Origin of the sequence: Providencia sp. PROV261 (assembly GCF_028477945.1) — a bacterium.
Taxonomy (GTDB): Bacteria; Pseudomonadota; Gammaproteobacteria; order Enterobacterales; family Enterobacteriaceae; genus Providencia; species Providencia stuartii.
Genome location: NZ_JAMPMC010000017.1, coordinates 90915 through 116557, shown reverse-complemented (window position 1 = coordinate 116557; position 25643 = coordinate 90915). Strand labels below are relative to the sequence as shown.

Here is a 25643-nt window from a genome sequence, read left to right as displayed (position 1 = left end):
TCATCAAATACTCTTAATTGCTATCAATTCGAGCTATAATCAATAAGACTGACAAGCAAAATGCAAAAAACCGTTTTAATTGCTGCTCAAGTGCTTTCACAGCTTGAGGGATTCTGCTAGATTCCGCAGCAGAAACTGACTTATCAAGGTATCAGACCATGAATTCACCAAAAAAACCGGCAAGTAAAACCGCCAGCAAAACCAAGAAAAAGTACCGTAAAACAAAAGAAGAGCTTAATGCAGAAGGGCGTGAGCGCAAACGCCAGAAAAAGCATCGTGGTAATAAATCAGGGGCGCGTTATCAAGAAAAATCAACGAATAGCAAGTCTGGAAATCAAAATCAGGCCCTAGACCCACGTGTGGGTAGCAAAAAACCGATTCCGTTGGTTGTTGATGATAATGCGGTGGTAACACGCCCAGCGCCCGCTAAAGAGCCGGCAGTAAAAGTTAAATTATCACCAGAGCAAGAGCTTGAAATGCTTGAGCAGGACGATCGTTTAGATAGCTTGTTGGCGCGTTTAGAAGATGGTGAAACGGTGACAGCGGAAGAGCAGGCGTATATTGATACTTGTTTAGACCGCATTGATGAGCTGATGTCTATTTTAGGTATTGAACTGACCGACGACGATGAAGAAGAAGACGAAGATAAACTGGATGACATTATGCGTATCCTGAAAAGTAAATAATCGTTTTTCTATCTCCTCCGGTGCACTGCCGGAGGAGGTTTTGGTTAAAATTCATTCAAGTCATGCGACTTTTGGTGCTGCATCAACTCTCTCTTGCCAATCACAAGTTATAATTTCTTTTATGTTATTATGTCGTGTATATAAGTTCGCCAATAAAAAAACATAAGATACAGCCTGTAAGTAGGTATTCGGCGCAATTGAGGAATGTTAATGTCAGAGCAAAATATCGTTTGGGATCTCTCTCTCATCCAAAAATATAATTATTCAGGGCCACGCTATACGTCATACCCGACAGCTTTGGAATTTAACCAAGAGTATGATGAGAGTGCGTTTGTGGCTGCAACTCAACGCTACCCTGAAAACCCATTATCGCTCTATGTTCACATCCCTTTTTGCCATAAGCTTTGTTATTTTTGTGGCTGCAATAAACTGGTGACACGGCAAAAACATAAAGCAGATGAATACTTGCAGGTCATCGAAAAAGAGATTATTCAACGTGCAGCCTTATTAAAAGGGCGAACCGTTACACAGATGCATTGGGGCGGCGGCACACCTACTTATCTCGATAAGGCTCAAGTTAGCCATTTGGTCGCTTTGCTCAAAACACACTTCCATTTCTCTGATGACGTTGAAATGTCGATAGAGGTAGATCCCCGTGAAATTGAACTGGATATGATAGATCATTTGCGCAGCGAAGGGTTCAACCGCCTGAGTATGGGGGTGCAAGATTTTAATAAAGACGTTCAGGTTTTAGTTAACCGCGAACAAGATGAAGATTTTATTTTTGCGCTCATTAATCGAGCAAAAGAAACGGGGTTTACATCAACCAGTATTGACCTGATTTACGGTCTACCAAAGCAAACCCCAGAAAGCTTTGCTTTTACCTTGAAAAAAGTGATTGAACTGTCACCGGATCGTTTGAGCGTGTTTAACTATGCTCATTTGCCTAACTTGTTTGCGGCACAGCGTAAAATTAAAGATGAAGACTTGCCAAATGCTGAGCAAAAACTGGATATTTTGCAAGAAACCATCGCGACCTTAACCTCAGAAGGCTATCAGTTTATTGGTATGGATCACTTTGCCAAACCACAAGATGAGTTAGCCGTTGCACAGCGTGAAGGGATTTTACATCGCAACTTCCAAGGCTACACCACTCAAGGGGATTGTGATTTATTAGGATTGGGCGTATCGGCGATCAGTATGTTGGGTGATAGTTATGCGCAGAACCAAAAAGATTTAAAAACCTATTATGCGCAAGTAGAAGAGCAAGGGCATGCTTTGTGGCGTGGGTTAGTGTTAACCAATGATGACTGCTTACGCCGAGATGTGATAAAGACACTGATTTGTAATTTCCAACTTCATTATGCGCAAATTGAGGCGCTTTATCCTATCGAGTTTAAACGCTATTTTGCAGAGGATTTAGCGCTGTTAAAACCGATGGAAGAAGATGGCTTAGTCGAAATAACAGAAACCGCGATTAAGGTGACTCCTCAAGGGCGCTTGCTGATCCGTAATATCTGTATGTGCTTTGATGTCTATTTGCGTAATCAAATGCGTCAACGCCAATTTTCTCGTGTTATTTAAATACATGGCTCCATATTACAATGGAGCCGTTTGAGTATTTAGCGTTCGATTTTCTCTAGTAACTGGTAAGTCGCTGTAATGCGCTGAGGAATAGGTATCCATTTATTGGATAGCATAACAATGGCAATCTTCTCTTCTGGAATAAATATCGCGTATGTCGCAAAGCCATTGCTAGAGCCAGTCTTGTTATAATAAGCGCGTACTTCTGGCGCCATGGCTGGCTTAATCAATTCCACTTTTTGTGGTTTGAGAGCCATATCATCACGGTTGCCTTGCAGTAATTGTGAAAGCGACACCGGCCATGGATAGCTTTCCCACATCATATCCTGCACAAACGAATCGGTTAGGTAAACGCCAGTATGGGTGTTTTCAATCGCTTCTTGCCAAGTTTTCGCCACTTTAATGGATTGCATATTGATTTCTAAATAACGGATCAAATCTTTGGCATTGGACTTTAGGCCATAAGCCTCTGGACCAAGGATTGCTAGGTTTAAGCGAACAGGCTGATTTTGCTTATTGTAGCCTTGTGCGTAATATTTCTCTTGGCTTTTGGGAACATGGATATAAGTATGTTTTAAGCCAAGTGAAGGCAGCATCAATTTTTCCATAGCCTGAGAAAAAGGCATATTAAGTTGCTTTGCCGTCACGATACCAAGTAACCCAACCCCTAAATTTGAATAAGAACGATATTGTCCAACCTCATTGTCAGGAAGCCATTTTTGATAATACGCCATTAATTGATCGTTGGTTTTGATATCGCTAGGTACAAATAGCGATAACCCTGATGTATGGGTGGCTAAATTCATCACGCTAACATTATCAAAAGCACTGCCTTTTAATTCAGGTAGGTAGTGACTGACACTTTGGCTAAAGTCGAGTTTTCCTTGAATTTGCGCATAAGTTGCCAGTGTTGCGGTAAAGGTTTTTGATAAGGAGCCAATTTCATACAGCGTCCTATCAGAAACAGGAATTTGGGTCTGTTTTGACTGAACACCGTAATGGTAAATAGCTTGTTTGCCATTCACTGAGATGGCAACAGACATACCCGGGATCTGTTCTTGTTTCATCAGGGGCTTGATAATGTCATCGACCTCTTGCTGTGTAAGGGCAAAGGCGGAAATCGATGTCATTGCTAAACTTAAGGCGATAAAAAGCCGCCCCTGACGAAAAATATTTTTCATAGAGTTATCCATTAAAGTAAAAGTTTTAGTTATTGATAATTAAAATTCAGGTATTCTAATTTCCACATGCCTTAGATGCTGAGGCATTGATTAATACCGTATTGTCCGATGATGAGCAAAGAGTATGCCTATTTTAAATTCTGATTTGAAACGATATAAAATTCGATGAGGTAAAAGAAAAACTTATGTCAGGGAATTATCGTCATCGTCTCCCTTTGAATGCGTTGAGAGCATTTGAAGCTTCAGCGCGGCACCTAAGCTTTACAAGAGCAGGGCTGGAGTTGAATGTGACCCAAGCCGCTGTGAGTCAGCAGGTACGTTTGCTGGAAGAGCAGCTTGGACTTGAGCTATTTATTCGCTTACCTCGGGGGCTGGCTCTGACCGATGAAGGGTTGGCTTTACTTCCTGTACTCAGCCGCTCATTTGACCAAATAGAGTCATTGTTACAACAATTTGAAGATGGGCATTACCATGAAGTCTTGAGTGTCTCCGTTGTCGGTACGTTTGCCGTAGGTTGGTTATTACCACGCTTACCCGCTTTTGCTGCATTGTATCCTTATATCGATTTGCGCATCATGACGCACAATAACGTGGTTAATTTAGCAGCTGAGGGGGTTGATTTTGCGATCCGTTTTGGGGAAGGATTGTGGCCATTAGCAGAAAATACGGCGCTATTTTCAGCGGCTCATACCGTACTGTGCTCTGAAAAAGTGGCCAATAAGTTAACTCATCCATTAGATTTAAAAGATCACAGTTTGATGCGCTCTTATCGTAAAGACGAATGGGAAAAATGGCAGATAGCAGCAGAGCTTGAGCCATGGCGAGTGAAAGGGCCAATTTTCGACTCTTCGCGCTTAATGGTTGAAGCTGCGCTGTTAACGGATGGCGTGGCGCTGGCTCCAAGTTGTATGTTCGAGCACGAATTGAGCGCCGGTACATTGGTTCAACCGTTTGATATTAGCGTCACTTTAGGGGGATATTGGCTGAGTCGATTGAAATCACGACCGACAACCCCTGCAATGGCTATCTTTCGTCATTGGCTACTTGCAGAGGTGCAGAAATAAGCCTGTGGTGATTTACTCGATACCCAACTCTTTTAATTTGCGGGTGAGAGTATTTCGCCCCCAACCTAATAAACGAGCCGCTTCTTGTTTGTGCCCATTCGTATATTTGAGGGCGCAATTTAGCATGGTATGCTCCATTAGAGGAACGGTTTGAGCTAATAAGTTTTCTTTACCTTCAGCTAATGCACTGTGTGTCCACTGCTCGAGCAGTTCAAACCATGATGGATGATGACTTGTGACAGACTGACGTGCTGCTGGCTCTTCGCTAGCATCGTCCGGTTGTGGGCTATCCAACAGGTCTTCTGGTAAATCTTGCGGTAGAATTTCTTGGCTAGCCGCCATAACCGTTAACCAGCGACAAACGTTCTCCAATTGCCTCACGTTACCGGACCAATGATAGCGTTGCAGAATATGTTCACTATCTGGATGTAGTACCTTACTATCGACACCTAGCTCTTTGGCAGTATTTTGTAAAAAATAATGGGCAAGACGTGGGATATCTTCTGTTCTTTCACGTAATGGTGGGAGCTGTACACGGATGACATTTAAGCGATGAAATAAATCCTCACGGAATAGCCCCTCTTTAACACGTTTTTCTAGATTTTGGTGTGTTGCTGCGATAATACGCACATCGACTTTTACCGGAGTATAACCGCCGATACGATAAAATTGCCCTTCCGCAAGAACTCTCAATAGTCGTGTTTGTATATCTAGAGGCATATCGCCAATTTCATCAAGAAATAGTGAGCCGCCATTAGCTTGCTCGAAACGGCCTTGCCTAACCTGTGTGGCGCCAGTAAAGGCCCCTTTTTCATGACCAAATAGCTCTGACTCAATGAGATCTTTAGGAATAGCCGCCATGTTGAGAGCAATAAAAGGGCCGTTGGCACGGGGGCTATGCTGATGCAGTGCATGTGCAACTAATTCTTTACCTGTACCGGACTCACCATTAATCAGCACACTAATGGATGAGCGAGAGAGGCGACCTATGATCCGATAAACCTCTTGCATAGCAGGAGCTTCACCTATCATGGTGGAAGAGACACTCTCCGTTTTCTGTTTAGAATCACGTTCGAGGTGGTTTTGTTCTCGGCTATGGCTCAAGGCGCGTTCGACTAAAGCGACGGTTTCATCAATATCAAAAGGCTTAGGTAGGTAATCAAAAGCCCCCGATTGATAAGCATTTACCGCTGCATCAAGATCAGAGTGTGCCGTCATAATAATAATGGGAAGCGATGGGTGCGACTGCTTTAGCCGATTAAGTAAGGCTAAACCATCAATACCCGGCATACGAATATCTGATAACAAAACATCAGGGCAATCATGCTCTAAAGCGGCAAGAACAGCATCGGCACTGTCAAAGCAGGTGCAATGAAAAGAGGCACTATTTAAGGCGCGCTCAAGCACCCAACGAATAGAACTGTCATCATCAACAACCCAGATTTTTCCCTGCTGCATTGTTATCCCCTATTTTTTAATTGGTAGATAAATAGAAAATTCGGTATGACCGGGCCAACTGGTAAATTCAATTTTCCCAGCGTGCTGATCCACTAAACTGTGAACGATAGATAAGCCTAATCCTGTTCCGCCCTCGCGACCACTTACCATAGGGTAAAACAACGTATCTTGGATAGCGGGTGGAATACCTGGGCCATTATCTTCAACATCAATACGAGCGGCTAAGCGATAACGCTCCCCTTGTAACATGACCTGAAATGCTGTGCGAGTGCGTAGCGTTATTGTGCCACCCGTATCGGAAAGTGCTTGTAACGCATTACGGATAATATTGAGTAGAACCTGTTCAATTTGATCGGGATAGTACTCAAGATCAGGCAAACTAGGGTCATAATCGCGTATTAACGTGATATTTTCGGGCTTCTCTAATGACACAAGGCGCACGATATTTTCAGCGCTGTGGTGAATACTCTGTTGTGTTTTTGGCCCAGGGTATTGAGGGCCAAGTAATCTATCGACTAATGCCCTTAATCGGTCGGCTTGTTCAATAATAACTTGCGTATATTCATTCAGTTTTGGGTCAGGTAATGCCCTTGAAAGCAACTGTGCAGCGCCTCTTAAGCCGCCTAATGGGTTTTTTATTTCATGAGCCAAACCCCGGATCAGCTCTCTTGCTGCCAATTGCTGAGCATTTTGTACCTGCTCTTGGCTGAGCCTGCGTTGGCTATCTAATTGAGACAGTTCCAACAAAATAAACTGAGCAGAGAAAGGCTGTGCACTTAACGACATAACATGGGAATGATTATTAAAAACGAGCGTAACTTCGTTATCGGTGAAGCTATGGCCCTCTTTTAAGCTATTTAACATTAGCTCATCATTTAAGGAGCAATAATTGCAAAGTACAGGTAATGGGGTGCCATATATTTTACGTTGGCTTTGGGCAAGTATTTGTAAAGCCGCATGATTGGCATAATGGATCACAAGGTCATAATCAACGATTAGGACGCTGTTTAACAGTGAATCAAGAATATGTTCCGGTGCTGGCAAATGTTCGGCTTTCATGTAATTCTGCTCCTGCACTATTTTGGTGCATTATACTTGATTTACCCAACAAAGCTGCAATTTGAATAACGGTGCCGTAAATAAAATGATACCACTGAAAGTAGGAGAAAAGGCCCCATCAGAGATGGGGCAAATGTTTCACGGCAACAAAGACTAGCAGTGGAACGGCGTGTTACACACTGTAGTACATTTCAAATTCTAATGGATGCGGGGTCATGCGAACGCGTTGAATATCGCTACGGAGTAGTTCGATATAGGCATCAATTGCATCGTTGGTGAATACACCACCGCGAATTAAGAATTCACGATCTTTATCGAGCTCAGCCAAGGCTTCTTCTAGTGAACCAGCCACTGTTGGGATCTCTTTTGCTTCTTCTGGTGGCAGGTCGTATAGGTTTTTATCCATGGCGTCGCCCGGATGGATTTTATTGATAATGCCATCAAGACCCGCCATTAATTGCGCAGCAAACGCTAAGTATGGGTTGGCTGCTGGGTCAGGGAAACGCACTTCAATACGACGCGCTTTGGTGCTTGCAACCACAGGGATACGAATAGATGCAGAGCGGTTACGTGCAGAATAAGCCAACATAACTGGTGCTTCAAAGCCCGGAACCAGACGTTTATACGAGTTGGTTGTTGGGTTAGTGAAGGCATTCAGTGCGCGTGCGTGCTTGATAATGCCGCCAATGTAGTAAAGCGCCATTTCTGACAAACCACCGTATTTATCGCCTGCAAATAGGTTAATACCATCTTTTGACAGTGACATATGGCAGTGCATACCTGAACCGTTATCACCGACTAATGGCTTAGGCATAAAGGTCGCCGTCTTACCGTAAGCATGGGCAACATTGTGCACGACATATTTATAAATCTGTGTTTCGTCTGCTTTTTTGGTCATTGTATTAAAGCGGCATGCCACTTCGTTTTGACCTGCGGTAGCCACTTCATGGTGATGAGCTTCAACGACTAAGCCCATTTCTTCCATGGTGGTACACATCGCAGAACGGAGGTCTTGTGAAGAATCGACGGGGGGAACTGGGAAGTAACCGCCTTTTACACCCGGACGGTGGCCTTTGTTACCGCCTTCATATTTTGTACCAGTATTCCAAGCCGCTTCAATATCATCAATGTGATAGTAGCTGCTGTGCATGCTGTTACCAAAACGAATATCATCAAAGATGAAGAATTCAGGCTCTGGCCCAAACAGCACGGTGTCAGCAATACCGCTGGCACGTAAAAAATCTTCTGCACGTTGAGAAATAGAGCGCGGGTCACGGTCGTAACCTTGCATTGTGCCTGGTTCAAGAATATCGCAACGAATGATCAAAGTTGGGTCGGCAAAAAATGGGTCGAGCATTGCAGTGGATGGATCTGGCATTAGCACCATGTCAGACTCGTTAATGCCTTTCCAGCCACCAATTGATGAACCATCAAACATTTTACCTTCTTCAAAGAAGTCTTCGTTGACTTGATGAGCAGGGATGGTGATGTGTTGCTCTTTACCTTTGGTATCAGTAAAACGCATGTCAATAAATTTTACTTTGTGCTCTTCTATCAGCGATAAAACGTGTTCTGCGGACATCGTCGGCTCTCCTGGTCAGGTCGGGTCTGCAAAATAACCACATACAGTTGCGTTACTTTTTGCAATTATTTCTGGCTTTTCAGCATCAGTTAATCAAGGTGTAACTTCTCACATAAAAGTATAAGCGAAAAACGTGCCAACTTTTTAAAATAGCCTAAATATGGAGTGTTACGCCGTTATGACAAATTAGTAGGAGAGTACATGTGAATTACTGCACCAATATGGTGCACTTTCTGTGTGGAGTGCACCATATTGGTGCTTTAGTGATAAAAAGCGAGGATTAGCGGCTACACAAAGGTTTTGCCGTACCAAAGTAAAGTCATTATTAATGGCTAGTAGAGAGGGGGAGCTTTGACCGTTAGCCCTGTGCTTGACGTCAAAACACAAGGCCATTTAGATAAAATAAATGATTAACCAACCCGCTTTTTATTCATCAATGTTATCAGTTAATAAAATGTTGACTTGCTCAATTTGCTGTACGGCATCATTGATGATTTGCGCAATTTGACGAGTTTGTTGTTCACTTAATTGTTTTAAAACCATTTTATGGCGCAAGAGCGCTTTAAAACGGCTGACAGCCATTTCGATTTCTTCAGATAAATTACCGCCGTGCTGCATATCACGCGCTTTGGCTAATTTACGGAAAATAATGGTTTCTGTCTCTTGATTCGCTTTTAAATGTGCTGCACCTTCCGCCGTGATTTTGAAACTTTTACGGTTACGTTCAACCACTTCTGACTCAAGGAAACCTTGTTCTTCGAGTAGTGTTAGCGTTGGATAAATAACACCTGGGCTTGGTACATAAAGGCCATTTGAGGCTTCTTGGATATCTTTGATAATTTCATAGCCATAGCTAGGTTTTTTAGCCACTAATGAAAGTACCATAATGTGCAAATCACCATGATCAAATAAACGGCGTAATCCACGACCTTTATGGCGACCACCACCCTGCCCACGTCCCTCACCGCGACCATGGCAACCTTCGCCATGACCATGACGACCTTCGCCGTGGCAACATTGGTGTCCATGACCGTCTTCATGGCGTGAATGATAAACATGACGGCAACAATGAATTCGCATATAATTCTCCTTGATTAGATATATCGAATTTACGAGAACAAATATAATTAGATATATCTAATTGGTCAATTTAGATATATCTAAATTACAGAAAAAAGCGTGAAAGAGGGAGTTAGTAGAAGAATTTCTATTTTTTATTCTTTTTTACGGCTGTTAAAATTTAAAATATAGCGTATTATTCTGTTACTTTGTGATTTCTCAGTATTGATACCAGTTATTTTTTGAGATATTCCGTAGTTGTTACGCAACTAAATGTTTTTTAGTTAAAAACTTTTTATACAGTGATGAAATTCACATTTATTCCACTTGCGCGGAAAAACGTGTAAAATAACAGCAAATTAACGTAGAAAGTATGCTTCCTATTTTGCAGTTTTATAGTTAGGCTCTATAAAGCATATTCCTTTCCTGTCAATTAAACGGTAAAAATCCTTGTCAATTCAAAACTTAAGAAATATCGCCATCATCGCTCACGTTGACCATGGCAAGACAACACTGGTTGGTAAATTATTGCAGCAATCAGGCACGTTCGGTGAACGTGAAACTGTGGATGAGCGTGTTATGGACTCCAATGACTTGGAGAAAGAGCGTGGTATTACTATCCTTGCCAAAAATACCGCTATCAAATGGAATGACTATCGCATCAACATCGTAGATACCCCAGGTCACGCCGACTTTGGTGGAGAAGTTGAGCGTGTAATGTCAATGGTTGACAGCGTTCTGCTGGTGGTTGATGCCACTGATGGCCCTATGCCACAAACACGCTTCGTTACCCAAAAAGCGTTCGATAATGGCTTAAAACCGATTGTTGTTATCAATAAGGTTGACCGCTCTGGTGCACGCCCTGATTGGGTTATTGACCAAGTATTCGATTTATTCGTTAACTTAGGCGCAACGGATGAACAGCTTGATTTCCCTATCGTTTACGCGTCAGCAATAAACGGTATCGCGGGTCTTGACCATACAGATATGGCAGAAGACATGACCCCGCTTTATGAAGCAATTGTCAAATATGTTGAGCCACCAAAAGTTGATCTGGAAGGGCCTTTCCAGATGCAAGTTTCACAACTAGATTACAACAGCTACTTAGGTGTTATCGGTATTGGTCGTATCAAACGTGGTACTGTTAAGCCAAACCAACAAGTGACAGTTATCGATAGCGAAGGCAAAACACGTAACGGTAAAATCGGTAAAGTTCTGACTCACTTAGGTTTAGAACGTATTGATTCTCAACATGCAGAAGCAGGTGATATCGTTGCTCTGACGGGTTTAGGTGAACTAAACATTTCAGACACTATCTGTAATGTGGGTAATGTTGAAGCGTTACCAGCATTGGCGGTCGACGAACCAACCGTGAGCATGTTCTTCTGTGTTAACACCTCACCATTCTGTGGTCGTGAAGGTAAATATGTGACTTCACGTCAGATCCTTGACCGTTTGAACAAAGAGCTAGTGCACAACGTGGCATTGCGTGTTGAAGAAACTCAAGATCCAGATGCATTCCGAGTTTCCGGTCGTGGTGAATTGCACTTGTCAGTTCTGATCGAAAACATGCGTCGTGAAGGCTTTGAGTTAGGTGTTTCTCGTCCAAAAGTTATCTTCCGTGAAGTGGATGGCCGTAAACAAGAGCCATTTGAGCAAGTGACTTTAGACGTTGAAGAGCAGCACCAAGGTGATGTCATGAAAGCGTTGGGTGAGCGTAAAGGTGACCTACGTGACATGATGCCAGATGGTAAAGGCCGTGTACGTCTTGATTATGTTATCCCAAGCCGTGGTTTGATCGGTTTCCGTACTGAATTTATGACGATGACGTCAGGTACGGGTTTGCTGTACTCAACATTCAGCCACTACGATGATGTTCGCCCAGGCGAAATTGGTGGTCGTCAAAATGGCGTATTGATCTCGAATGGTCAAGGTAAAGCAGTTGCTTACGCCCTGTACAGCCTACAAGACCGCGGTAAGCTATTCTTAGGTCATGGTGCAGAAGTGTATGAAGGCCAAATCATTGGTATTCACTCACGTTCAAATGACCTGACTGTGAACTGCTTAACAGGTAAAAAACTGACTAACATGCGTGCGTCTGGTACGGATGAAGCGACAACCTTGTCACCACCAATTAAAATGACTTTGGAACAAGCACTAGAGTTTATTGATGATGACGAATTAGTTGAAGTGACTCCACAGTCTATCCGTCTGCGTAAACGTCACTTAACTGAAAACGATCGTCGCCGTGCGAACCGTTCAAAAGAAGACTAATTTTTAGTTATTCTTCTTGCTGAAGGCGCTCATTGGGCGCTTTCAGATTGCTAACAAAGTCCTAGCCTAAAAGGTTAGGACTTTGCTGTTATGGGGCTAGTATAAATAGTGAGCTAGCCGACATATTCAAAGCCTCTCATTCCCATCATATTAATTCCAAGCTATCGCACGAGATAAACACATTTTGGAAGGATATTTACGTTCGTAAAATCAATCAGTTCTGAGTGATATCTATTATCACACTGCAACTTGAGTAGATATAACGAATAATCAGTCATCGCGCGTGGAGAAGGAAAGCACTTCCCAAAATCACCTTAATTTTGTTAGTCGCAATAAACGAACAGTAACGAAATTATTAGCGACACACATGTGTGACGACCTGAGCGGAATAAGTACAAACTACCGTGCATACAGCGCTGTATGTACGGTAGGGTAAGAGGATGGCGGGAAGCTATCCCACCTTCTATTGATACAGTAAATTTTAAAGGTAATGGGTGACTTATTAAGGTGTCAGTTGAGGATAAACCCCTGGCCCTATTGGTAAACCGGCATAGTACCAACCGACGAGCAGCAATATCCATACTGCAAAGAAAACCAGTGGGTAAGGCAGAATTAAGGTGTAATAAGTACCAAGTTGGGCATTTTTGTAATATCGCTGTAGAAACCCTAAAAATAGAGGTAAGAATGGTGACATCGGTGCAAGTGGGAGTACCGCGGAGTCAGCGATACGAAAGACTATCTGTGCAAAAGCAGGGTGGAAGCCTAACAGCACAAACATTGGCACAAATATTGGCGCTAAAATAGACCAAATTGCGGAGCCACTGGCAATAAACATACATAAGAATGCAGATAAAAACATCAAACCAATAAAGGCAGGCACGCCTGTCATTCCTAAATTTTCGAGTAAATCAGTCAAGCCAATCGCCATAAATTTCCCCATGTTGCTCCAGTTGAAAAACGCAACGAACTGAGACAGAGGGAAAACCATGACAATAAAGCCCGCCATGCTTTTCATGGGGTCAACTAATAGGTCAGGAATATCATTTGGTTTTTTAATTTGCTTGGTCGAAATACCATAAGTAATTGAGACGACAAAGAAGAAAATAATGATGACAGGCACAATACCTTTAATAAATGGTGAAGGGATCACCGAGCCTGTCTGTGGGTCACGAAGTGGTGCACCTTCAGGTACAACCATTAATGCGACGAGTCCAATAAATATTAATGCCGAGAGCCCGCTCATTAATAACCCACGATTTTGTAATGGGGTTAATTTTTCTAAGCGGTCATGAGAAGTGCCTTCCCACTTTGGTAATCGTGGCTCAATAAATTTATCCGTTAAGATGGCACCTGCAATCGTTAAGACGATGACGGATGTAGCCATAAAATACCAGTTATCAATGACACTAACATGTAAGTTAGGGTCGATGATCATGGCGGCTTCCGTACTGATCCCAGAGAGTAAAACATCCGTTGTAACAATCAGGAGGTTAGCGGTAAAGCCGGAGCCTACGCCAGCAATAGCCGCGAGTAGACCCGCGACGGGGTGACGACCAACCGCAATAAAAATTAATGCACCTAAAGGGGGCATAACCACCAAAGCGGCATCTGATGAAATATGGCTGAAAAAGGCGATAAATAACACCATATAGCTGGCGTAACGTTTATTAATCCCTGATGCCATCTTGTACATTAAGGCTTGTAATAAACCCACTTTTTCAGCGAGTCCTGCCCCGATGACGAGTGCTAAGATGGCGCCTAATGGAGCAAAGCTACTGAAGTTTTTGACAATATTAGGCAAAATCCACTGTATGCCTTCGACACTCAATAGGTTCTTTACGGAAACGAGTTCGCCGTTAGCTGGGTTCTTTACCGATAAATCAAACCAAGAAAGGATAGCCGTAGCGACCATTAAGATCGCCAGAAGATAGACAAAAAGAATGAAAGGGTTTGGTATTTTATTCCCAACACGCTCTATCCAACGAAAAATAGCACCTGGGCTCTTATTCATTGATGTTGTGGTTTGGCTCATGATGTTTTTCCTATGTATTTGCAATTATTGTTATTTTTATGGTCTTGATGGCGGGATTTGTGATTGTTATTGACCCGCCAATACAAAATTACTGCAATTTAGACGGCTTAACGTCAGGGGGAATTGGGCAGTGGTAAGGTTGTTGAGCACGTTGACGTTGGAACTCACTTTTTGCTTGAGCGAGTAAGTTCGGTGTTGTGAGTAGATCAACGGCGGTAGCTGCCATAATTTTCCCTGCTAATAGCATGCCTTTATGGGCGATAGATGTTCTTCCTTGCGCAACCAATTGCCATGTATGCAGAGGTGTGCCGAATGCAAAGCAAGGGCTAAAGCATTGTGCCGTTGGTGTGACCCAGCTGACATCCCCCACATCCGTTGAGCCATACATCAGTTCTTTTGATTCAACATAGGGTAAAACTTCATCCGTCAGAGCCTTGTTACCTTGGCGCTCACCCCATTTTATCGCTTGTTCACCACCACTACGCGCGGCATTCAGTTTTGCGTTGTGCAAATCATCTTTGGTTAAGGTGGCATGGATCTCTTCTGCAAATTGGCGCTCTTGCTCGCTGTATTCAGGAATACCGTAATGGGTAATATGCTGATACATCGCTTTTTCAATAGTGCGATTAGGAACATAATTTGAGCATGCTTTATCGAGTCGGATCTCTAATTGTGTACCAGTCATTAAAGCTGCGCCTTTAGCGATATCAATAACTCGTTGATAAATATCTTGAGCTTGGTCTAGCTGTGGTGCACGAACCAGATACAAAACTTCGGCATCTGCTTGAACGACGTTAGGGGAAGCGCCTCCCGTATTCGTGACTGCATAGTGGATGCGCGCTTCTTGAATAATATGTTCACGTAAAAATTGAACACCAACATTCATTAGGCTAACCGCGTCAAGTGCGCTACGGCCTAAATGTGGGGAGTTTGCCGCGTGTGCTGCAATGCCTTTGAAGCGAAATGCAGTTTGAATATTGGCGAGGGATTGAACATTGAAAACACCACTAAATGATTCAGGGTGCCATGTTACCGCCGCATCTACATCATCAAATAAGCCTTCTCTTACCATAAAAGTCTTACCTGAGCCGCCTTCTTCACCCGGACAGCCATAGAAACGTACTGTACCTGGTAGTTGGTTTTCCTCTATCCAAGCTTTTACGGCAAAGGCGGCAGCTAATGCGGCAGTTCCCAATAAATTATGCCCACAACCGTGACCATTACCGTTTTCAATAATGGGGCTAGGATGGCTACAAGCGGAGTGCTGACTTAAACCAGCAAGCGCATCGAATTCACCCAGCAGCGCTATCACAGGGGCGCCGGAGCCAAAGCTGGCAATAAATGCGGTATCAATATCGCCCACCCCTCTTTCTACAGTAAAGCCCTCTTGCTCCAGTGCATCAGCGAGTAGCCCAGCCGAGAAGGTCTCTTCAAAACGGGTTTCTGGATGATCCCAAATCGCATCGCTTAATTGGGTGAAACGTGCGCGATTCTGTTCAATATAATGATTGATGAATGATGTGAATGCGTTACTCATTAGGGTGATCTCCAAATTCAGGTAGCGAAAGCGCAATAGTGGCTAAGGTTTTGACGGCAACAGGCATAACATCTTCATCAAAATCAAAACGTTCATTGTGATGCCCTGCGCTAAGCTCAGTACCGAAAATCATATAGGTTGCTTGCCCACCAAGTGCTTTGGTGCGCTCCATAAAGTAGGTTGCATCTTCTGAACCTGCTGCTTGAGGTTTATCTTTAATAACGGAAGTCAGCTCAGGAATATTGTTCTGTGCTAGACGCATAATGAAATCGACCCATTGCGGGCTAGGATGACTACTTTGTGCAGCGCCCATTAATTTGATGTTGAACTCAACATCTTGCATTTTGGCGGCACCTTCAATGATATTGAGGGCTTTTTGATACATAAACGCATTAATATCATTCGTTTCGCCGCGCGTCTCAACTTTCATTAATGCGTGATCAGCAATGACATTACGTCCAATTCCTGCATTGAGTACACCAACATTGATACGAGAACTACCTTCACTATGCCGAGGAATACCATATAGACCCAGTGTGGCCTGAGCGGCGGCAACTAATGCGTTTTTGCCATCTTCTGGTCTTGCTCCTGAATGTGCGGCTTTCCCTTGAAAAGTGACATCAAATTTAGTGGTCGCAAGAAAACTTTTACTGCCACACACTAATTCCCCTTTAGGCACTCCAGTGCCGATATGTATGGCGACAAAGAAATCGACATCATCCACAACGCCAGCGGTTGCCATTGATTTTGCTCCACGGGTTCCTTCTTCGGCAGGCTGGAAAATAATTTTGATACGACCAGTCAGTTGTGATTGAAATTGCTTCAAGATATGTGCCAAACCGAGGCCAATGGCGGTATGACCGTCGTGACCACAGGCGTGCATCATATGGGCATTACAAGAAGAGAAGCCTTCTGCGTGTGGACGGTGTTGCTCAGTGAGATCTTCATTCAGATCTAACGCATCCATATCAACACGAAACGCCAGTGTAGGCCCCGGTTTACCCGTATCTAACGTCGCAACGATCCCCGTAAATCCTCCTGAAAAATAGGGAAGCCATTTGGTTAGCGCGCCTTGCTCAATGGCTCGTTTTTCTTGCTCTGCCAATTGCTGTGGTGAGGGAAGCCCCATGCGATCTTCAGCGTTGATGACCTCCTTTCCTAGTTGTAATTGGTAGCCGAGGCGGTCCAGCTCATCAGCAACTAATGTTGCAGTTCGAAATTCAAACCAACCGGATTCGGCATATTGATGAAAATCACGCCGCCAAATTTGTAATTGATGTGTGATGGATCCAATAGCGTTATTTAAAGAAATCTCCATAATTGTTATCTCTTTTAGTTATCACGACAAAGTGGGAGTGGCTCGGTATAAATACCCAGAACGATTCAATTTAAATAAAATTAAATTTTATTTAATATTTTTAAACTAATTTAATATGCTGCATTTGATTGTTTTAATAATTAAAAAATAGTTAATAAGTAGTTATGTTAATTATTTGTTATTATCAAAAGTTGACTGTACACAATCAAAATAGGGTAAAAAAGATACGATTATCTTTGTCTATATAACTAATGGTTATCAGGGGCTAATATGGCTTTGCCAATAAAGTTGAATCAATTGAGGGCATTCGTTGAAGTGAGTCGCCATGGCAGCATTAGGGCGGCAAGCCGTTTTTTACAGCTTTCTCAGCCAGCATTGACCAAATCCATTCGTGAATTAGAAAGCTCTTTGGGAGCAAAATTATTTATTCGTAGTAATCAAGGGATCTATTTAACGGATTGTGGAGAAAGTTTTTTACGTCGTGCCAGTATTATTTTGGAAGAGTTACGTGTAGGGCAAGAGGAAATACAGCAGCGCATTGGATTATCCAGCGGTACGATTAATATTGGTGTCGCAGGGAGTATTGCACGTTCAGTGATGCCAAAAGTCATTATTCAATTTCATCGTGACTTTCCCAATATCAAGATCCGTATCATGGAAGGGCAATTATTGACGATGTTGCCGCAATTACGCCAAGGTGAATTAGATTTTACGGTGAATACTTATTACCCCGGTAGTTTGGATGCTGAATTTAATTTTGAAAGGTTAATGCGCAAAGAATATAAGGTGATCATGCGTAAAGATCACCCGATGAGGCATGCTACGTCATTAGAGCAATTAGCAAATTGTGACTGGACAATGCCGACACCGAAAGGCACTTATTATAAGCAGCTTTCTGAAGTGTTCTCCAGAATGGAGAGACCAATGAGCTTTAGTGTGACATGTGAAACATTAATTGGCTGCATGAGCTTGGTGGCACAAAGCGATTTTTTGACGATTGTCTCTGTTGATACAATTGATGACCCTTTATTTGACCAGCAATTTATCGCACTAGATTTGGCTGAAAAATTGCCTTATGCAACTTTTGCGCTGGTGCAACGGCGGGATCATACCTTGTCGCCAGCAGGGGAGCATCTAGCTCGACTGTTTCGAATCTATTGTCATGATAGAGATGATGGCACCCTTTATTAATAAAAAAACAACAAATAATCTGCAATTAGGGCTGTTCAGTTGTATGAATTATGATTAAAGTGAATTTAGTTAATAACAACGAGGAAACGGTATGCTGTATATCTTCGATATGGGTAATGTGATTATTGATATCGACTTTAATCGTGTTTTTGATAAATGGTCAGAGCTGAGCGGTACGCCTTCTGAGCAGATCAAATCACGGTTTACTTTTGGGAATATCTTCCAACAACATGAGTGTGGCAAAATTTCAGATATTGAATTTGCTGAAATGCTATGCGAAGAACTCGGCATTACACTCAGTTTTGAAGAGTTTGCGGAAGGCTGGCACGCTATCTTTATGTCGGTGCGCCCAGAAGTTATTGATATAATGGAGCGCCTACGTGAGCAAGGGCATCGTGTTGTTGTTTTATCTAACACCAACCGCCTACACCTTGATTACTGGCCTGAACATTACCCTGAAATTGCAGCCTCCTCTGATTTCCTCTACCTCTCTCAAGACTTGGGGATGCGCAAACCTGATCCAGCCATTTACCAATATGTTCTGGAATCTGAAGAGTTTGACGCGGCAGATGCCATATTCTTTGATGATGTTGAGGACAATATTAAGGCTGCCGAAGCGCTAGGTATCAAAGGTGTTCATGTCGTTAACAAAGACACTGTACCTGAATATTTTCGTACTTATGACTTCAACGCTGAAGTCGAATAATTAATGAGTTATCACCGTGGAGTAACCTAAACCGTTACTCCATATTTTTATAGAGTTACCATGATTGCATTAATACAGAGAGTCGCTCATGCAGCAGTTGTTGTGAATGAGCAAGTTGTTGGTCAAATCGGTTCTGGGTTACTTGTTTTACTCGGCGTTGAAAAAGATGATGACGAACAAAAAGCAAAACGGCTGTGTGAGAAAGTACTTGGTTATCGAATTTTTAGTGATGAACAGGGAAAAATGAACCTGAATGTTCAACAAGCTGGCGGTCATTTGTTAGTTGTCTCGCAATTTACATTGGCAGCAGATACGAAAAAAGGGATGAGACCCAGCTTTTCAGGTGGAGCAGAGCCTGCACGCGCTGAACAGCTATATGAATATTTTGTTGAACAGAGTCGCCAACAAGGTGTGATCACTGAAACAGGGCAATTTGCCGCGGATATGCAAGTCAGCCTGACCAACGACGGTCCTGTGACTTTCTGGTTGCAAGTCTGATTCAACTATTTAGGGGGAGACTATGTACCATCTGCGTGCACCTAAAGATGACGCTGAGTTTGATGCTTATTACCAGTTCCGCTGGGAGATGTTACGTAAACCCTTTAATCAGCCTCTTGGTTCTGAGAAAGATGGCTATGATCTTACTGCTTATCATCAAATGGTCGTTGATGATAAAAACCGTATTTTAGCGATCGGGCGGCTTTATATTAATGCCGATAATGAAGGCGCGATCCGCTTTCTTGCTGTTAATCCTGTGATGCAAGGTAAAGGTTTAGGTAAACTCATCTTGATGGCCCTAGAGTCCATTGCGCGACAAGAAAGTGTAAAACGCATTGTATCGAGTGTTCGGGAAGAGGCCGTTCCTTTCTTTAGTAAGATCGGCTTTGAAAGTCGTGGCCTTATCGCTGGTGAACTGAAAACACCCGTTCGCCACTATTTAATGATTAAACCGATTGAAACCCTCGATCAAATCCTCCATCGACCCGATTGGTGCGGCGAACTGCAACAAGCGTGGTATAAATATATCCCGTTAAGTGAAAAAATGGGTGTTCGTATTGAACAATATACAGGGAAAAAATTTATTACCACGATGCCTGAAGCGGGTAACCAAAACCCCCATGAAACAATTTTTGCAGGTAGCCAATTTTCACTGGCAACATTAACGGGATGGGGTTTGATTTGGCTACTCATGCAAGAGCACCAACTCGGTGGTGATATTGTCTTAGTGGATGCCAGAATTCGTTATAGCAAGCCTGTTAGTGGCAGGCCAACAGCCGTTGCCGATATGTCACATATGAGTGGCGACCTTGACCGTCTCGCAAGAGGAAGTAAAGCGAGAGTGAAACTTGAGGTAGCCGTCAGTGGCGCGAACAGTGAGGTTGGAGCAGTATTTAGCGGTGTCTATATGGTTTTACCGGTGGAAAAGACCATAAAATCATCTTGATGATAGCGATTGAGAGGCAGGCCAATGAGATGATTGGCCTGCCTTTCTATTATTGCGTAAGTAGCGCTGGGAGCTGATCGTTCGTTGGTAGAGAGCCAACAGGTTGTGACTCGGTAGGGGGCGCATCACTCTCAACAGAAGAGGTAACAACACCGTTCACCACAGTCCGATACATTTGCTTCCCTTGCAGTGGAGTAGCGACTAATTCACCATTTACGCTTTTTGCTAAGGATGGCGCTAATAAATCCCCTTGTAGTGATGTATCAAAATCGCCAATGACTTGAGGTGGAAAGCCTTGCCAGCCCCATTGATTTAGGACGGAAAGGTCGACATTCGTACCTGAAGCTCGCAGTAAAAATGGCACTTTTTTAGGTGACTGCTTCACCAATAGACCTACCTTCACAACTCCTTTATCAGTGCTGGCAGTTAATGAAGCCGCAGCAGAGGCTTGCCCACTTTGGCGTAAATCCATATAAGGCCGGCGTATCATAACTTGATTAACCGTTCCGCTATCTGCATTGAATGAGGCTTTACCACTCCAAATTCCCCACTGTTTTTGCTTAATAAGACTCACATTTTCTACGTTGCCACTGAGCGCAGTCAATTCGAATGGGAAACGAGAGTCGATATTCATAAGCAATGATTGAGATAGGGTAAATTGTTTGATAGTCAGCCCTGATAGCCAATTAGGAGAAGGTTGACTGAAAAATTGCAGCCAATTTTCAGGCAGAGTGTATAAAATACCGGCTAGTTTTGCGTCATTGAGGGTAAGGGTTTGGTCGTTACGTTGCCACACACCATTAAGGCTAAATACCCCTTTATAGTAATAACCTGAAAGCTTTTCAATGTTGAGGTTATCGCCCTGAATATTGAGATCACCAATCAGTGTATCGACCTGTTGATCCTTGATAACCAATTGATTAACAGTAAAGTTAATATGGCTCTCAGGACTGCTCCAACTTCCTCTCACCCAGTTGATATGGTCAATTTCAGTATTAAGCCCTGAGATTGCCCAGTCTTTACCTTGGAGATCAACATTAGTTAGCGCAACATTTTTTAATGAGATAGTGCGTTGGCTCTCGATTGCTTCACGCAATGAGTCAAAGGGAATGCTATTTTGCCAGCCAACTTTATCCATCGCTAAAGAATTAATGGTGATAGAACCGTCTGCTAATGCTTTTCCTGAGCCTGTGATGTAGCCATTATTAAGATAGCCGCTGGCATCGGTAAATTCAGTGAGATTCTCTTGAAGCTTCCCTGTGATTGCAACATTTTTTAAGGGCAATTCATTGATATCTAACTGTTTAGTGGTGAAGCGGAAATCACCATAACCAAACGGATGGTTTGTGGTTGGCTGCCATGGTGTGATGCCACCTGTGAACCCAGAAACTTGAAGGCGATTTTCTGCTTGGTTTAGCTGGATATTGCTATTTTCAAACTGGAGGATATTTGCACTCAATGGAATTGGCGTTGACGTTTCTGAGGTCGTCGCCGCTAAATTACCTTGCGTGATCACGAAGCGACGAATTGCGGTACCGCTAAACAGATTCCGCCAATTAACATCGACAACAATTTGTTTCGCATCCAGTGTCATGTCTTGATTACGCGAAGCGATTTTTACGTCTTGGAAAACAAATTCACCCGCATTCGAAAACTCATGCCCCATGATACCAACATCAATATCAAAATCGGTGAATTTACTTAAAAAATGGCTAGCGTAGGATGCACCCCAGCGTGTTTGCAACCCTGCATAGGTGAATATCACGGCGAGTAAGAACAGTAGCAGAAGCGCTATGATGAGCTTGGTTAACCACCTCATGGTTTATCTGCCCCTCCATAATTGGACTGATGGGTAAATGCGCTGATGGATAAATTATCAAGATAGAATACAGAATAACCGCCAGTGTATTCAACTCTGGCGGTAAATGACAGGTTACTTTTCGTGAGGGAAAATTAAATTCAGAACAATTGCGGTTAAACCCCCTGCGGCAATACCGGATGAAAAGAGTGTTTTCAGCCAATCAGGGGCAAATTGTAAAATAAGTGGCTGTTGTGAAACCCCCATACCGACCGCAAGCGATAAGGCGATAATCATAATTGCACGGCGGTTGAGGGGTTCACGGGAAACAATACGCACACCAGAAGCTGCAATCGTACCAAACATCACAATGGTGGCACCGCCTAAAACAGGCTCAGGAATTTGTTGAACAAAGCCGGCGACAGCAGGAAATACCCCTAATAGGATCAACATTAAAGCAACGATATAACCCACGTAGCGGCTTGCCACGCCAGTAAGCTGGATCACGCCATTATTTTGGCCAAAGCAGGAGTTAGGGAAGGTGTTAAATACAGCAGATACCATGGAGTTCAAACCATTTGCTAACACTCCGCCTTTAATTCGCTTCATATAAATGGGGCCGCGCACAGGTTGCTCGGAGACATCGGAGGTCGCGGTGATATCGCCAATTGTCTCTAAAGAGGTCACCATAAAAATGAGCATGAGTGGGATCAGCAAGTTCCAATCAAAGGATAATCCATAATAGAAAGGTTCAGGTATGGTGATCACGGATTGTGTGCTATCGGTGTCTTGAGTTGTGGGAAGCATATCCATCCACCAAGCCGCAAGATAGCCGATTGCCATAGCTATCACCAAAGAGGCGACGCGTAAGTAAGGGTTTTTTTGGCGATTGAGTAAAATAATGACAGCCAACACAATACCTGCCAGTAGCAAATAATCGGGGGAGCCAAAGGTATTATCAGTTATTGCGCTGTGCCCGCCACCAATAGAAGTCAGACCGACTTGGATCAGTGACAGCCCAATGATCATGACTACCACGCCAGATACTAATGGGGTAATCACTCGACGTGCTAAATGCAGAAAACGCGATAAAACAACTTCAGTGAGTGCTGCGACCAACAGTGTGCCAAACAGTGCCGCCATCATTGAGGGGATATCAGCGCCACCTTGTTTGAGTGCAACACCCCCCATAATTAAAGGTGCAACAAAGTTAAAACTGGTGCCTTGGATAGATAATAGCCCGGAGCCAACAGGCCCCCAAGCACGGATCTGAATTAAGGAAGCAATACCCGAAGCAAACAGTGACATACTGATAATGCGCTGTGTATCATGGGCGGGTAGCCCTAATGACTGGCAAATAAGCATTGCGGGGGTAATGACGGCCACAAACATGGCGAGAAGGTGCTGACCCGCAGCAAACAACGCCTGAGGGAGTGGTGGCCTATCTTCTAAACGGTAAATGAGTTCACTTTTTGGCTCGACTTCAACGGCCTGTCTTTGAGATGCTTCGGTGGTCATTTTGGTATTTCTCTGCCAACAAAAAACGCATTGTAAAGCGACCACGTAAAAAAGCAATCGTTTGCGCGAAAAATATTTCTTTATAGTTAGATAAGGAATGTCACATTTTTATATGTTTTAACTTGTGTTTATCTCCGATTTTTTTTCTAATTCAGGAACCTGCTTTTGGCGTTTTAAGGAAGAAATTAACGTCTTACTAGTTTTAAATAATATTAACAACAGACGAGGTACATAAATGTATCATCTCGATGTCTACGGTACGCTTGTGGCTGCTACCCTTGTGCTATTGCTCGGACGTAAGCTTGTAAAATCAGTTCCTTTCCTCGAAAAATATACTATCCCGGAGCCTGTTGCAGGCGGGTTGCTGGTCGCTTTTAGCTTATTGGTGATCAAGCAAGTATTTGATTGGAGCTTGTCTTTCGACCTTTCATTACAAGAACCTATGATGTTGGCATTCTTTGCCACGATTGGTTTAAACGCAAACTTAGCCAGCTTGAAAGCTGGTGGTAGAGCACTGTTTATTTTCATTTTTGTCGTTGTAGGTTTACTATTAGTACAAAATACGGTTGGTATTGCCTTAGCCGAATTACTTGGCCTTGACCCGCTAATGGGGCTGCTTGCTGGCTCTATCACTTTATCTGGTGGTCATGGTACAGGGGCTGCTTGGGGTAAAATCTTTACAGATAGCTATGGTTTCCAGAGTGCGACTGAAGTTGCTATGGCATGTGCAACATTCGGTCTTGTGCTTGGCGGGCTCATTGGTGGGCCAGTTGCACGTTTCTTAATCCGTAATATTCCAACGCCAGGCACTGCTGAAGATGATAAAGATGTACCAACAGCATTTGAGAAGCCGCAATCAGGCCGAATGATCACCTCTATGGTGTTGATTGAAACTATTGCATTAATTGCGATTTGTTTGATGGCGGGGAGTTTTATTGCTGGCTTACTGGCAGATACTGCCTTTGCACTTCCTAAATTCGTTTGTGTGTTATTTGTTGGGGTTATCTTAAGTAATAGCCTATCTTTAGCGGGCTTTTATCGCGTGTTTGACCGCGCGGTTTCTGTTGTTGGTAACGTTAGCCTTTCCCTATTCCTTGCGATGGCTCTGATGAGCCTGAAGTTGTGGGAACTGGCATCTTTAGCGATTCCTATGCTGATTATTTTGGCAGTCCAAGCCTGTGTGATGGCGGGTTATGCTATTTTCGTTACCTTCCGCGTGATGGGTAAAAACTATGATGCGGCGATATTGGCGGCAGGGCACTGTGGTTTCGGCCTAGGTGCAACGCCAACAGCAATCGCGAACATGCAAGCGGTCACGGACAAATTTGGTCCATCACACCTTGCATTCTTAGTTGTTCCAATGGTTGGCGCATTCTTTATTGATATCGTTAACGCGATTGTGATCAAACTATATCTAATGTTACCCGTATTCCCATCAGTGGCTGGATAACAGATAAAAAATATATAAAGGTAAATAGCAGGTATTGCCGTGAATTTATTCACGGCAATTTTCGTTTATAGGGTACAAAATGATGCAATTAGCGTGATGTGTGCAACAGGCTCAGCTGATTTAGCGCTGAAATTAGCGCATTTTCATAGTGGTAAAGTGTTTCAGGGTAAGAGGCATCACTGTTGGAAGGTGAGAAATTAACTTCAGAGAGTTTAATTTCTAAATGAGATTCTGTAGTACGCATATGAATGCCTTGCAAAACTTGTTGCAACTGCTCCGCAGCTTTTCCTCCACCTCGATTGGCATAACTGACCATTAAGGCAGGTTTGTTGTTCCACTCTTTATACAAATGGTCTATCGCATTTTTTAGTGCAGCGGGATAGCCCCAGTTATATTGTGGGAAAACAAAAATATAAGCATCGGCTTCAGCGATTTTTTTGCTCCAAGCAATGGTATGCTCTTGGGTATATATTCCTTCGGCGGGGAGATAGGGCTCATCATCCATTGGTAAATGCCAATCTCTGAGATCAAGGATTTCAGTAGGGTATTTTTTCTCGGCAACATCCTTAACCCAGCGTGCTATCTGAGGTCCTATTCGTGCTTGTCGAACACTACCAATTAAGATTTGTATCTTCATGTTCCACTATCCCTTGTTGCTATGACTTTTAATTTTTACAATAAATATTAAGGTATTTATCGAGT

At 43.2% G+C, this 25643-nt stretch carries 20 protein-coding genes; 9 read left to right on the top strand and 11 right to left on the bottom strand.

The annotated features are described in order from the left end of the window. The first annotated feature begins 158 nt into the window (after window positions 1–158). Together yihI and hemN are read left to right on the top strand one after the other, a co-directional pair. Window positions 159–686: a Der GTPase-activating protein YihI gene (gene yihI / locus PR675_RS12195; protein ID WP_004923620.1), complete on the top strand. Its 528-nt coding sequence runs from the start codon at window positions 159–161 to the stop codon at window positions 684–686. 210 nt (window positions 687–896) lie between these two features. After that, a complete protein-coding gene (gene hemN, locus PR675_RS12190) occupies window positions 897–2270 on the top strand; it encodes an oxygen-independent coproporphyrinogen III oxidase (protein WP_060561277.1) in 1374 nt (457 codons plus the stop codon). Window positions 2271–2308: 38 nt separating this feature from the next. On the opposite strand, the gene ampC is transcribed toward hemN, so the two are convergent. Further along, window positions 2309–3463 carry a class C beta-lactamase gene (ampC, locus tag PR675_RS12185; protein ID WP_004923631.1) on the bottom strand — a complete coding sequence of 385 codons (1155 nt, stop codon included), beginning with the start codon at window positions 3461–3463 and terminating at the stop codon, window positions 2309–2311. A 173-nt stretch (window positions 3464–3636) separates the two neighbouring features. On the opposite strand from ampC, the gene PR675_RS12180 reads away from it, so the two are divergent. Further along, the gene (locus PR675_RS12180; RefSeq protein WP_014657004.1) at window positions 3637–4515 is read left to right on the top strand and encodes a LysR family transcriptional regulator; all 879 of its coding nucleotides are present in this window, start codon (window positions 3637–3639) and stop codon (window positions 4513–4515) included. A 12-nt stretch (window positions 4516–4527) separates the two neighbouring features. Here PR675_RS12180 and glnG read toward each other — a convergent pair whose 3' ends face one another. From glnG to PR675_RS12160, 4 genes are all read right to left on the bottom strand, one after another. After that, complete coding sequence (gene glnG, locus PR675_RS12175) at window positions 4528–5973, bottom strand: nitrogen regulation protein NR(I) (RefSeq protein ID WP_004923638.1); 1446 nt, start codon at window positions 5971–5973, stop codon at window positions 4528–4530. Between the two features lie 9 nt (window positions 5974–5982). After that, window positions 5983–7032 carry a nitrogen regulation protein NR(II) gene (glnL, locus tag PR675_RS12170; protein WP_004923641.1) on the bottom strand — a complete coding sequence of 350 codons (1050 nt, stop codon included), beginning with the start codon at window positions 7030–7032 and terminating at the stop codon, window positions 5983–5985. Between the two features lie 172 nt (window positions 7033–7204). Continuing rightward, window positions 7205–8614 (bottom strand): glutamate--ammonia ligase, encoded by a 1410-nt coding sequence (glnA, locus tag PR675_RS12165; RefSeq protein ID WP_004923644.1) that lies wholly within the window; start codon window positions 8612–8614, stop codon window positions 7205–7207. A gap of 426 nt (window positions 8615–9040) precedes the next feature. Further along, window positions 9041–9694: a PadR family transcriptional regulator gene (locus tag PR675_RS12160; protein ID WP_272582749.1), complete on the bottom strand. Its 654-nt coding sequence runs from the start codon at window positions 9692–9694 to the stop codon at window positions 9041–9043. A gap of 429 nt (window positions 9695–10123) precedes the next feature. Between PR675_RS12160 and typA the strand changes: the two genes are divergently transcribed. Further along, window positions 10124–11947 carry a ribosome-dependent GTPase TypA gene (gene typA, locus PR675_RS12155; RefSeq protein WP_004923655.1) on the top strand — a complete coding sequence of 608 codons (1824 nt, stop codon included), beginning with the start codon at window positions 10124–10126 and terminating at the stop codon, window positions 11945–11947. A 502-nt stretch (window positions 11948–12449) separates the two neighbouring features. Here the strand turns inward: typA and abgT are convergent. The 3 genes from abgT to PR675_RS12140 all read right to left on the bottom strand — a co-directional run bounded on the left by abgT (window position 12450) and on the right by PR675_RS12140 (window position 16834). Then, window positions 12450–13979, bottom strand: a complete 1530-nt coding sequence (gene abgT, locus PR675_RS12150) for a p-aminobenzoyl-glutamate transporter (RefSeq protein ID WP_014657002.1) — start codon at window positions 13977–13979, stop codon at window positions 12450–12452. Between the two features lie 88 nt (window positions 13980–14067). Further along, window positions 14068–15516, bottom strand: coding sequence for a M20 family metallopeptidase (locus tag PR675_RS12145; RefSeq protein ID WP_060561276.1), 1449 nt, complete (start codon window positions 15514–15516; stop codon window positions 14068–14070). Continuing rightward, window positions 15509–16834, bottom strand: a complete 1326-nt coding sequence (locus tag PR675_RS12140; RefSeq protein WP_060561275.1) for a M20 family metallo-hydrolase — start codon at window positions 16832–16834, stop codon at window positions 15509–15511. Before PR675_RS12140 ends, PR675_RS12145 begins: the two co-directional genes overlap by 8 nt. 270 nt (window positions 16835–17104) lie before the next feature. Between PR675_RS12140 and PR675_RS12135 the strand changes: the two genes are divergently transcribed. The 4 genes from PR675_RS12135 to fabY all read left to right on the top strand — a co-directional run bounded on the left by PR675_RS12135 (window position 17105) and on the right by fabY (window position 20175). Beyond that, on the top strand, window positions 17105–18025 hold the full coding sequence (locus PR675_RS12135) for a LysR family transcriptional regulator (protein WP_014656999.1): 921 nt from the start codon (window positions 17105–17107) through the stop codon (window positions 18023–18025). Window positions 18026–18116: 91 nt separating this feature from the next. Continuing rightward, complete coding sequence (yihX, locus tag PR675_RS12130) at window positions 18117–18731, top strand: glucose-1-phosphatase (protein WP_004923670.1); 615 nt, start codon at window positions 18117–18119, stop codon at window positions 18729–18731. A 60-nt stretch (window positions 18732–18791) separates the two neighbouring features. After that, window positions 18792–19229 (top strand): D-aminoacyl-tRNA deacylase, encoded by a 438-nt coding sequence (gene dtd, locus PR675_RS12125; RefSeq protein WP_004923673.1) that lies wholly within the window; start codon window positions 18792–18794, stop codon window positions 19227–19229. A 22-nt stretch (window positions 19230–19251) separates the two neighbouring features. Then, a complete protein-coding gene (gene fabY, locus PR675_RS12120) occupies window positions 19252–20175 on the top strand; it encodes a fatty acid biosynthesis protein FabY (RefSeq protein WP_060561274.1) in 924 nt (307 codons plus the stop codon). Window positions 20176–20224: 49 nt separating this feature from the next. On the opposite strand, the gene PR675_RS12115 is transcribed toward fabY, so the two are convergent. Next, window positions 20225–21994 (bottom strand): hypothetical protein, encoded by a 1770-nt coding sequence (locus PR675_RS12115; protein WP_014656998.1) that lies wholly within the window; start codon window positions 21992–21994, stop codon window positions 20225–20227. Between the two features lie 114 nt (window positions 21995–22108). After that, window positions 22109–23491, bottom strand: a complete 1383-nt coding sequence (locus PR675_RS12110; RefSeq protein ID WP_004923685.1) for a uracil-xanthine permease family protein — start codon at window positions 23489–23491, stop codon at window positions 22109–22111. 235 nt (window positions 23492–23726) lie between these two features. Between PR675_RS12110 and gltS the strand changes: the two genes are divergently transcribed. Further along, on the top strand, window positions 23727–24941 hold the full coding sequence (gene gltS, locus PR675_RS12105) for a sodium/glutamate symporter (protein WP_004923688.1): 1215 nt from the start codon (window positions 23727–23729) through the stop codon (window positions 24939–24941). Between the two features lie 88 nt (window positions 24942–25029). Here the strand turns inward: gltS and PR675_RS12100 are convergent, their stop codons facing one another. Then, complete coding sequence (locus PR675_RS12100; RefSeq protein ID WP_060561273.1) at window positions 25030–25578, bottom strand: NADPH-dependent FMN reductase; 549 nt, start codon at window positions 25576–25578, stop codon at window positions 25030–25032. Between the last annotated feature and the right edge of the window lie 65 nt (window positions 25579–25643).

What these genes read in the sequence shown, in the direction of transcription:
- dtd (WP_004923673.1), top strand. Translation starts at nt 18,792, where the DNA reads ATGATTGCATTAATACAGAGAGTCGCTCATGCAGCAGTTGTTGTGAAT.
- glnG (WP_004923638.1), bottom strand. Translation starts at nt 5,973, where the DNA reads ATGCAGCAGGGAAAAATCTGGGTTGTTGATGATGACAGTTCTATTCGT.
- PR675_RS12145 (WP_060561276.1), bottom strand. Translation starts at nt 15,516, where the DNA reads ATGAGTAACGCATTCACATCATTCATCAATCATTATATTGAACAGAAT.
- abgT (WP_014657002.1), bottom strand. Translation starts at nt 13,979, where the DNA reads ATGAGCCAAACCACAACATCAATGAATAAGAGCCCAGGTGCTATTTTT.
- hemN (WP_060561277.1), top strand. Translation starts at nt 897, where the DNA reads ATGTCAGAGCAAAATATCGTTTGGGATCTCTCTCTCATCCAAAAATAT.
- PR675_RS12135 (WP_014656999.1), top strand. Translation starts at nt 17,105, where the DNA reads ATGGCTTTGCCAATAAAGTTGAATCAATTGAGGGCATTCGTTGAAGTG.
- gltS (WP_004923688.1), top strand. Translation starts at nt 23,727, where the DNA reads ATGTATCATCTCGATGTCTACGGTACGCTTGTGGCTGCTACCCTTGTG.
- yihX (WP_004923670.1), top strand. Translation starts at nt 18,117, where the DNA reads ATGCTGTATATCTTCGATATGGGTAATGTGATTATTGATATCGACTTT.
- PR675_RS12180 (WP_014657004.1), top strand. Translation starts at nt 3,637, where the DNA reads ATGTCAGGGAATTATCGTCATCGTCTCCCTTTGAATGCGTTGAGAGCA.
- fabY (WP_060561274.1), top strand. Translation starts at nt 19,252, where the DNA reads ATGTACCATCTGCGTGCACCTAAAGATGACGCTGAGTTTGATGCTTAT.
- PR675_RS12110 (WP_004923685.1), bottom strand. Translation starts at nt 23,491, where the DNA reads ATGACCACCGAAGCATCTCAAAGACAGGCCGTTGAAGTCGAGCCAAAA.
- PR675_RS12115 (WP_014656998.1), bottom strand. Translation starts at nt 21,994, where the DNA reads ATGAGGTGGTTAACCAAGCTCATCATAGCGCTTCTGCTACTGTTCTTA.
- PR675_RS12140 (WP_060561275.1), bottom strand. Translation starts at nt 16,834, where the DNA reads ATGGAGATTTCTTTAAATAACGCTATTGGATCCATCACACATCAATTA.
- glnA (WP_004923644.1), bottom strand. Translation starts at nt 8,614, where the DNA reads ATGTCCGCAGAACACGTTTTATCGCTGATAGAAGAGCACAAAGTAAAA.
- glnL (WP_004923641.1), bottom strand. Translation starts at nt 7,032, where the DNA reads ATGAAAGCCGAACATTTGCCAGCACCGGAACATATTCTTGATTCACTG.
- yihI (WP_004923620.1), top strand. Translation starts at nt 159, where the DNA reads ATGAATTCACCAAAAAAACCGGCAAGTAAAACCGCCAGCAAAACCAAG.
- PR675_RS12100 (WP_060561273.1), bottom strand. Translation starts at nt 25,578, where the DNA reads ATGAAGATACAAATCTTAATTGGTAGTGTTCGACAAGCACGAATAGGA.
- PR675_RS12160 (WP_272582749.1), bottom strand. Translation starts at nt 9,694, where the DNA reads ATGCGAATTCATTGTTGCCGTCATGTTTATCATTCACGCCATGAAGAC.
- ampC (WP_004923631.1), bottom strand. Translation starts at nt 3,463, where the DNA reads ATGGATAACTCTATGAAAAATATTTTTCGTCAGGGGCGGCTTTTTATC.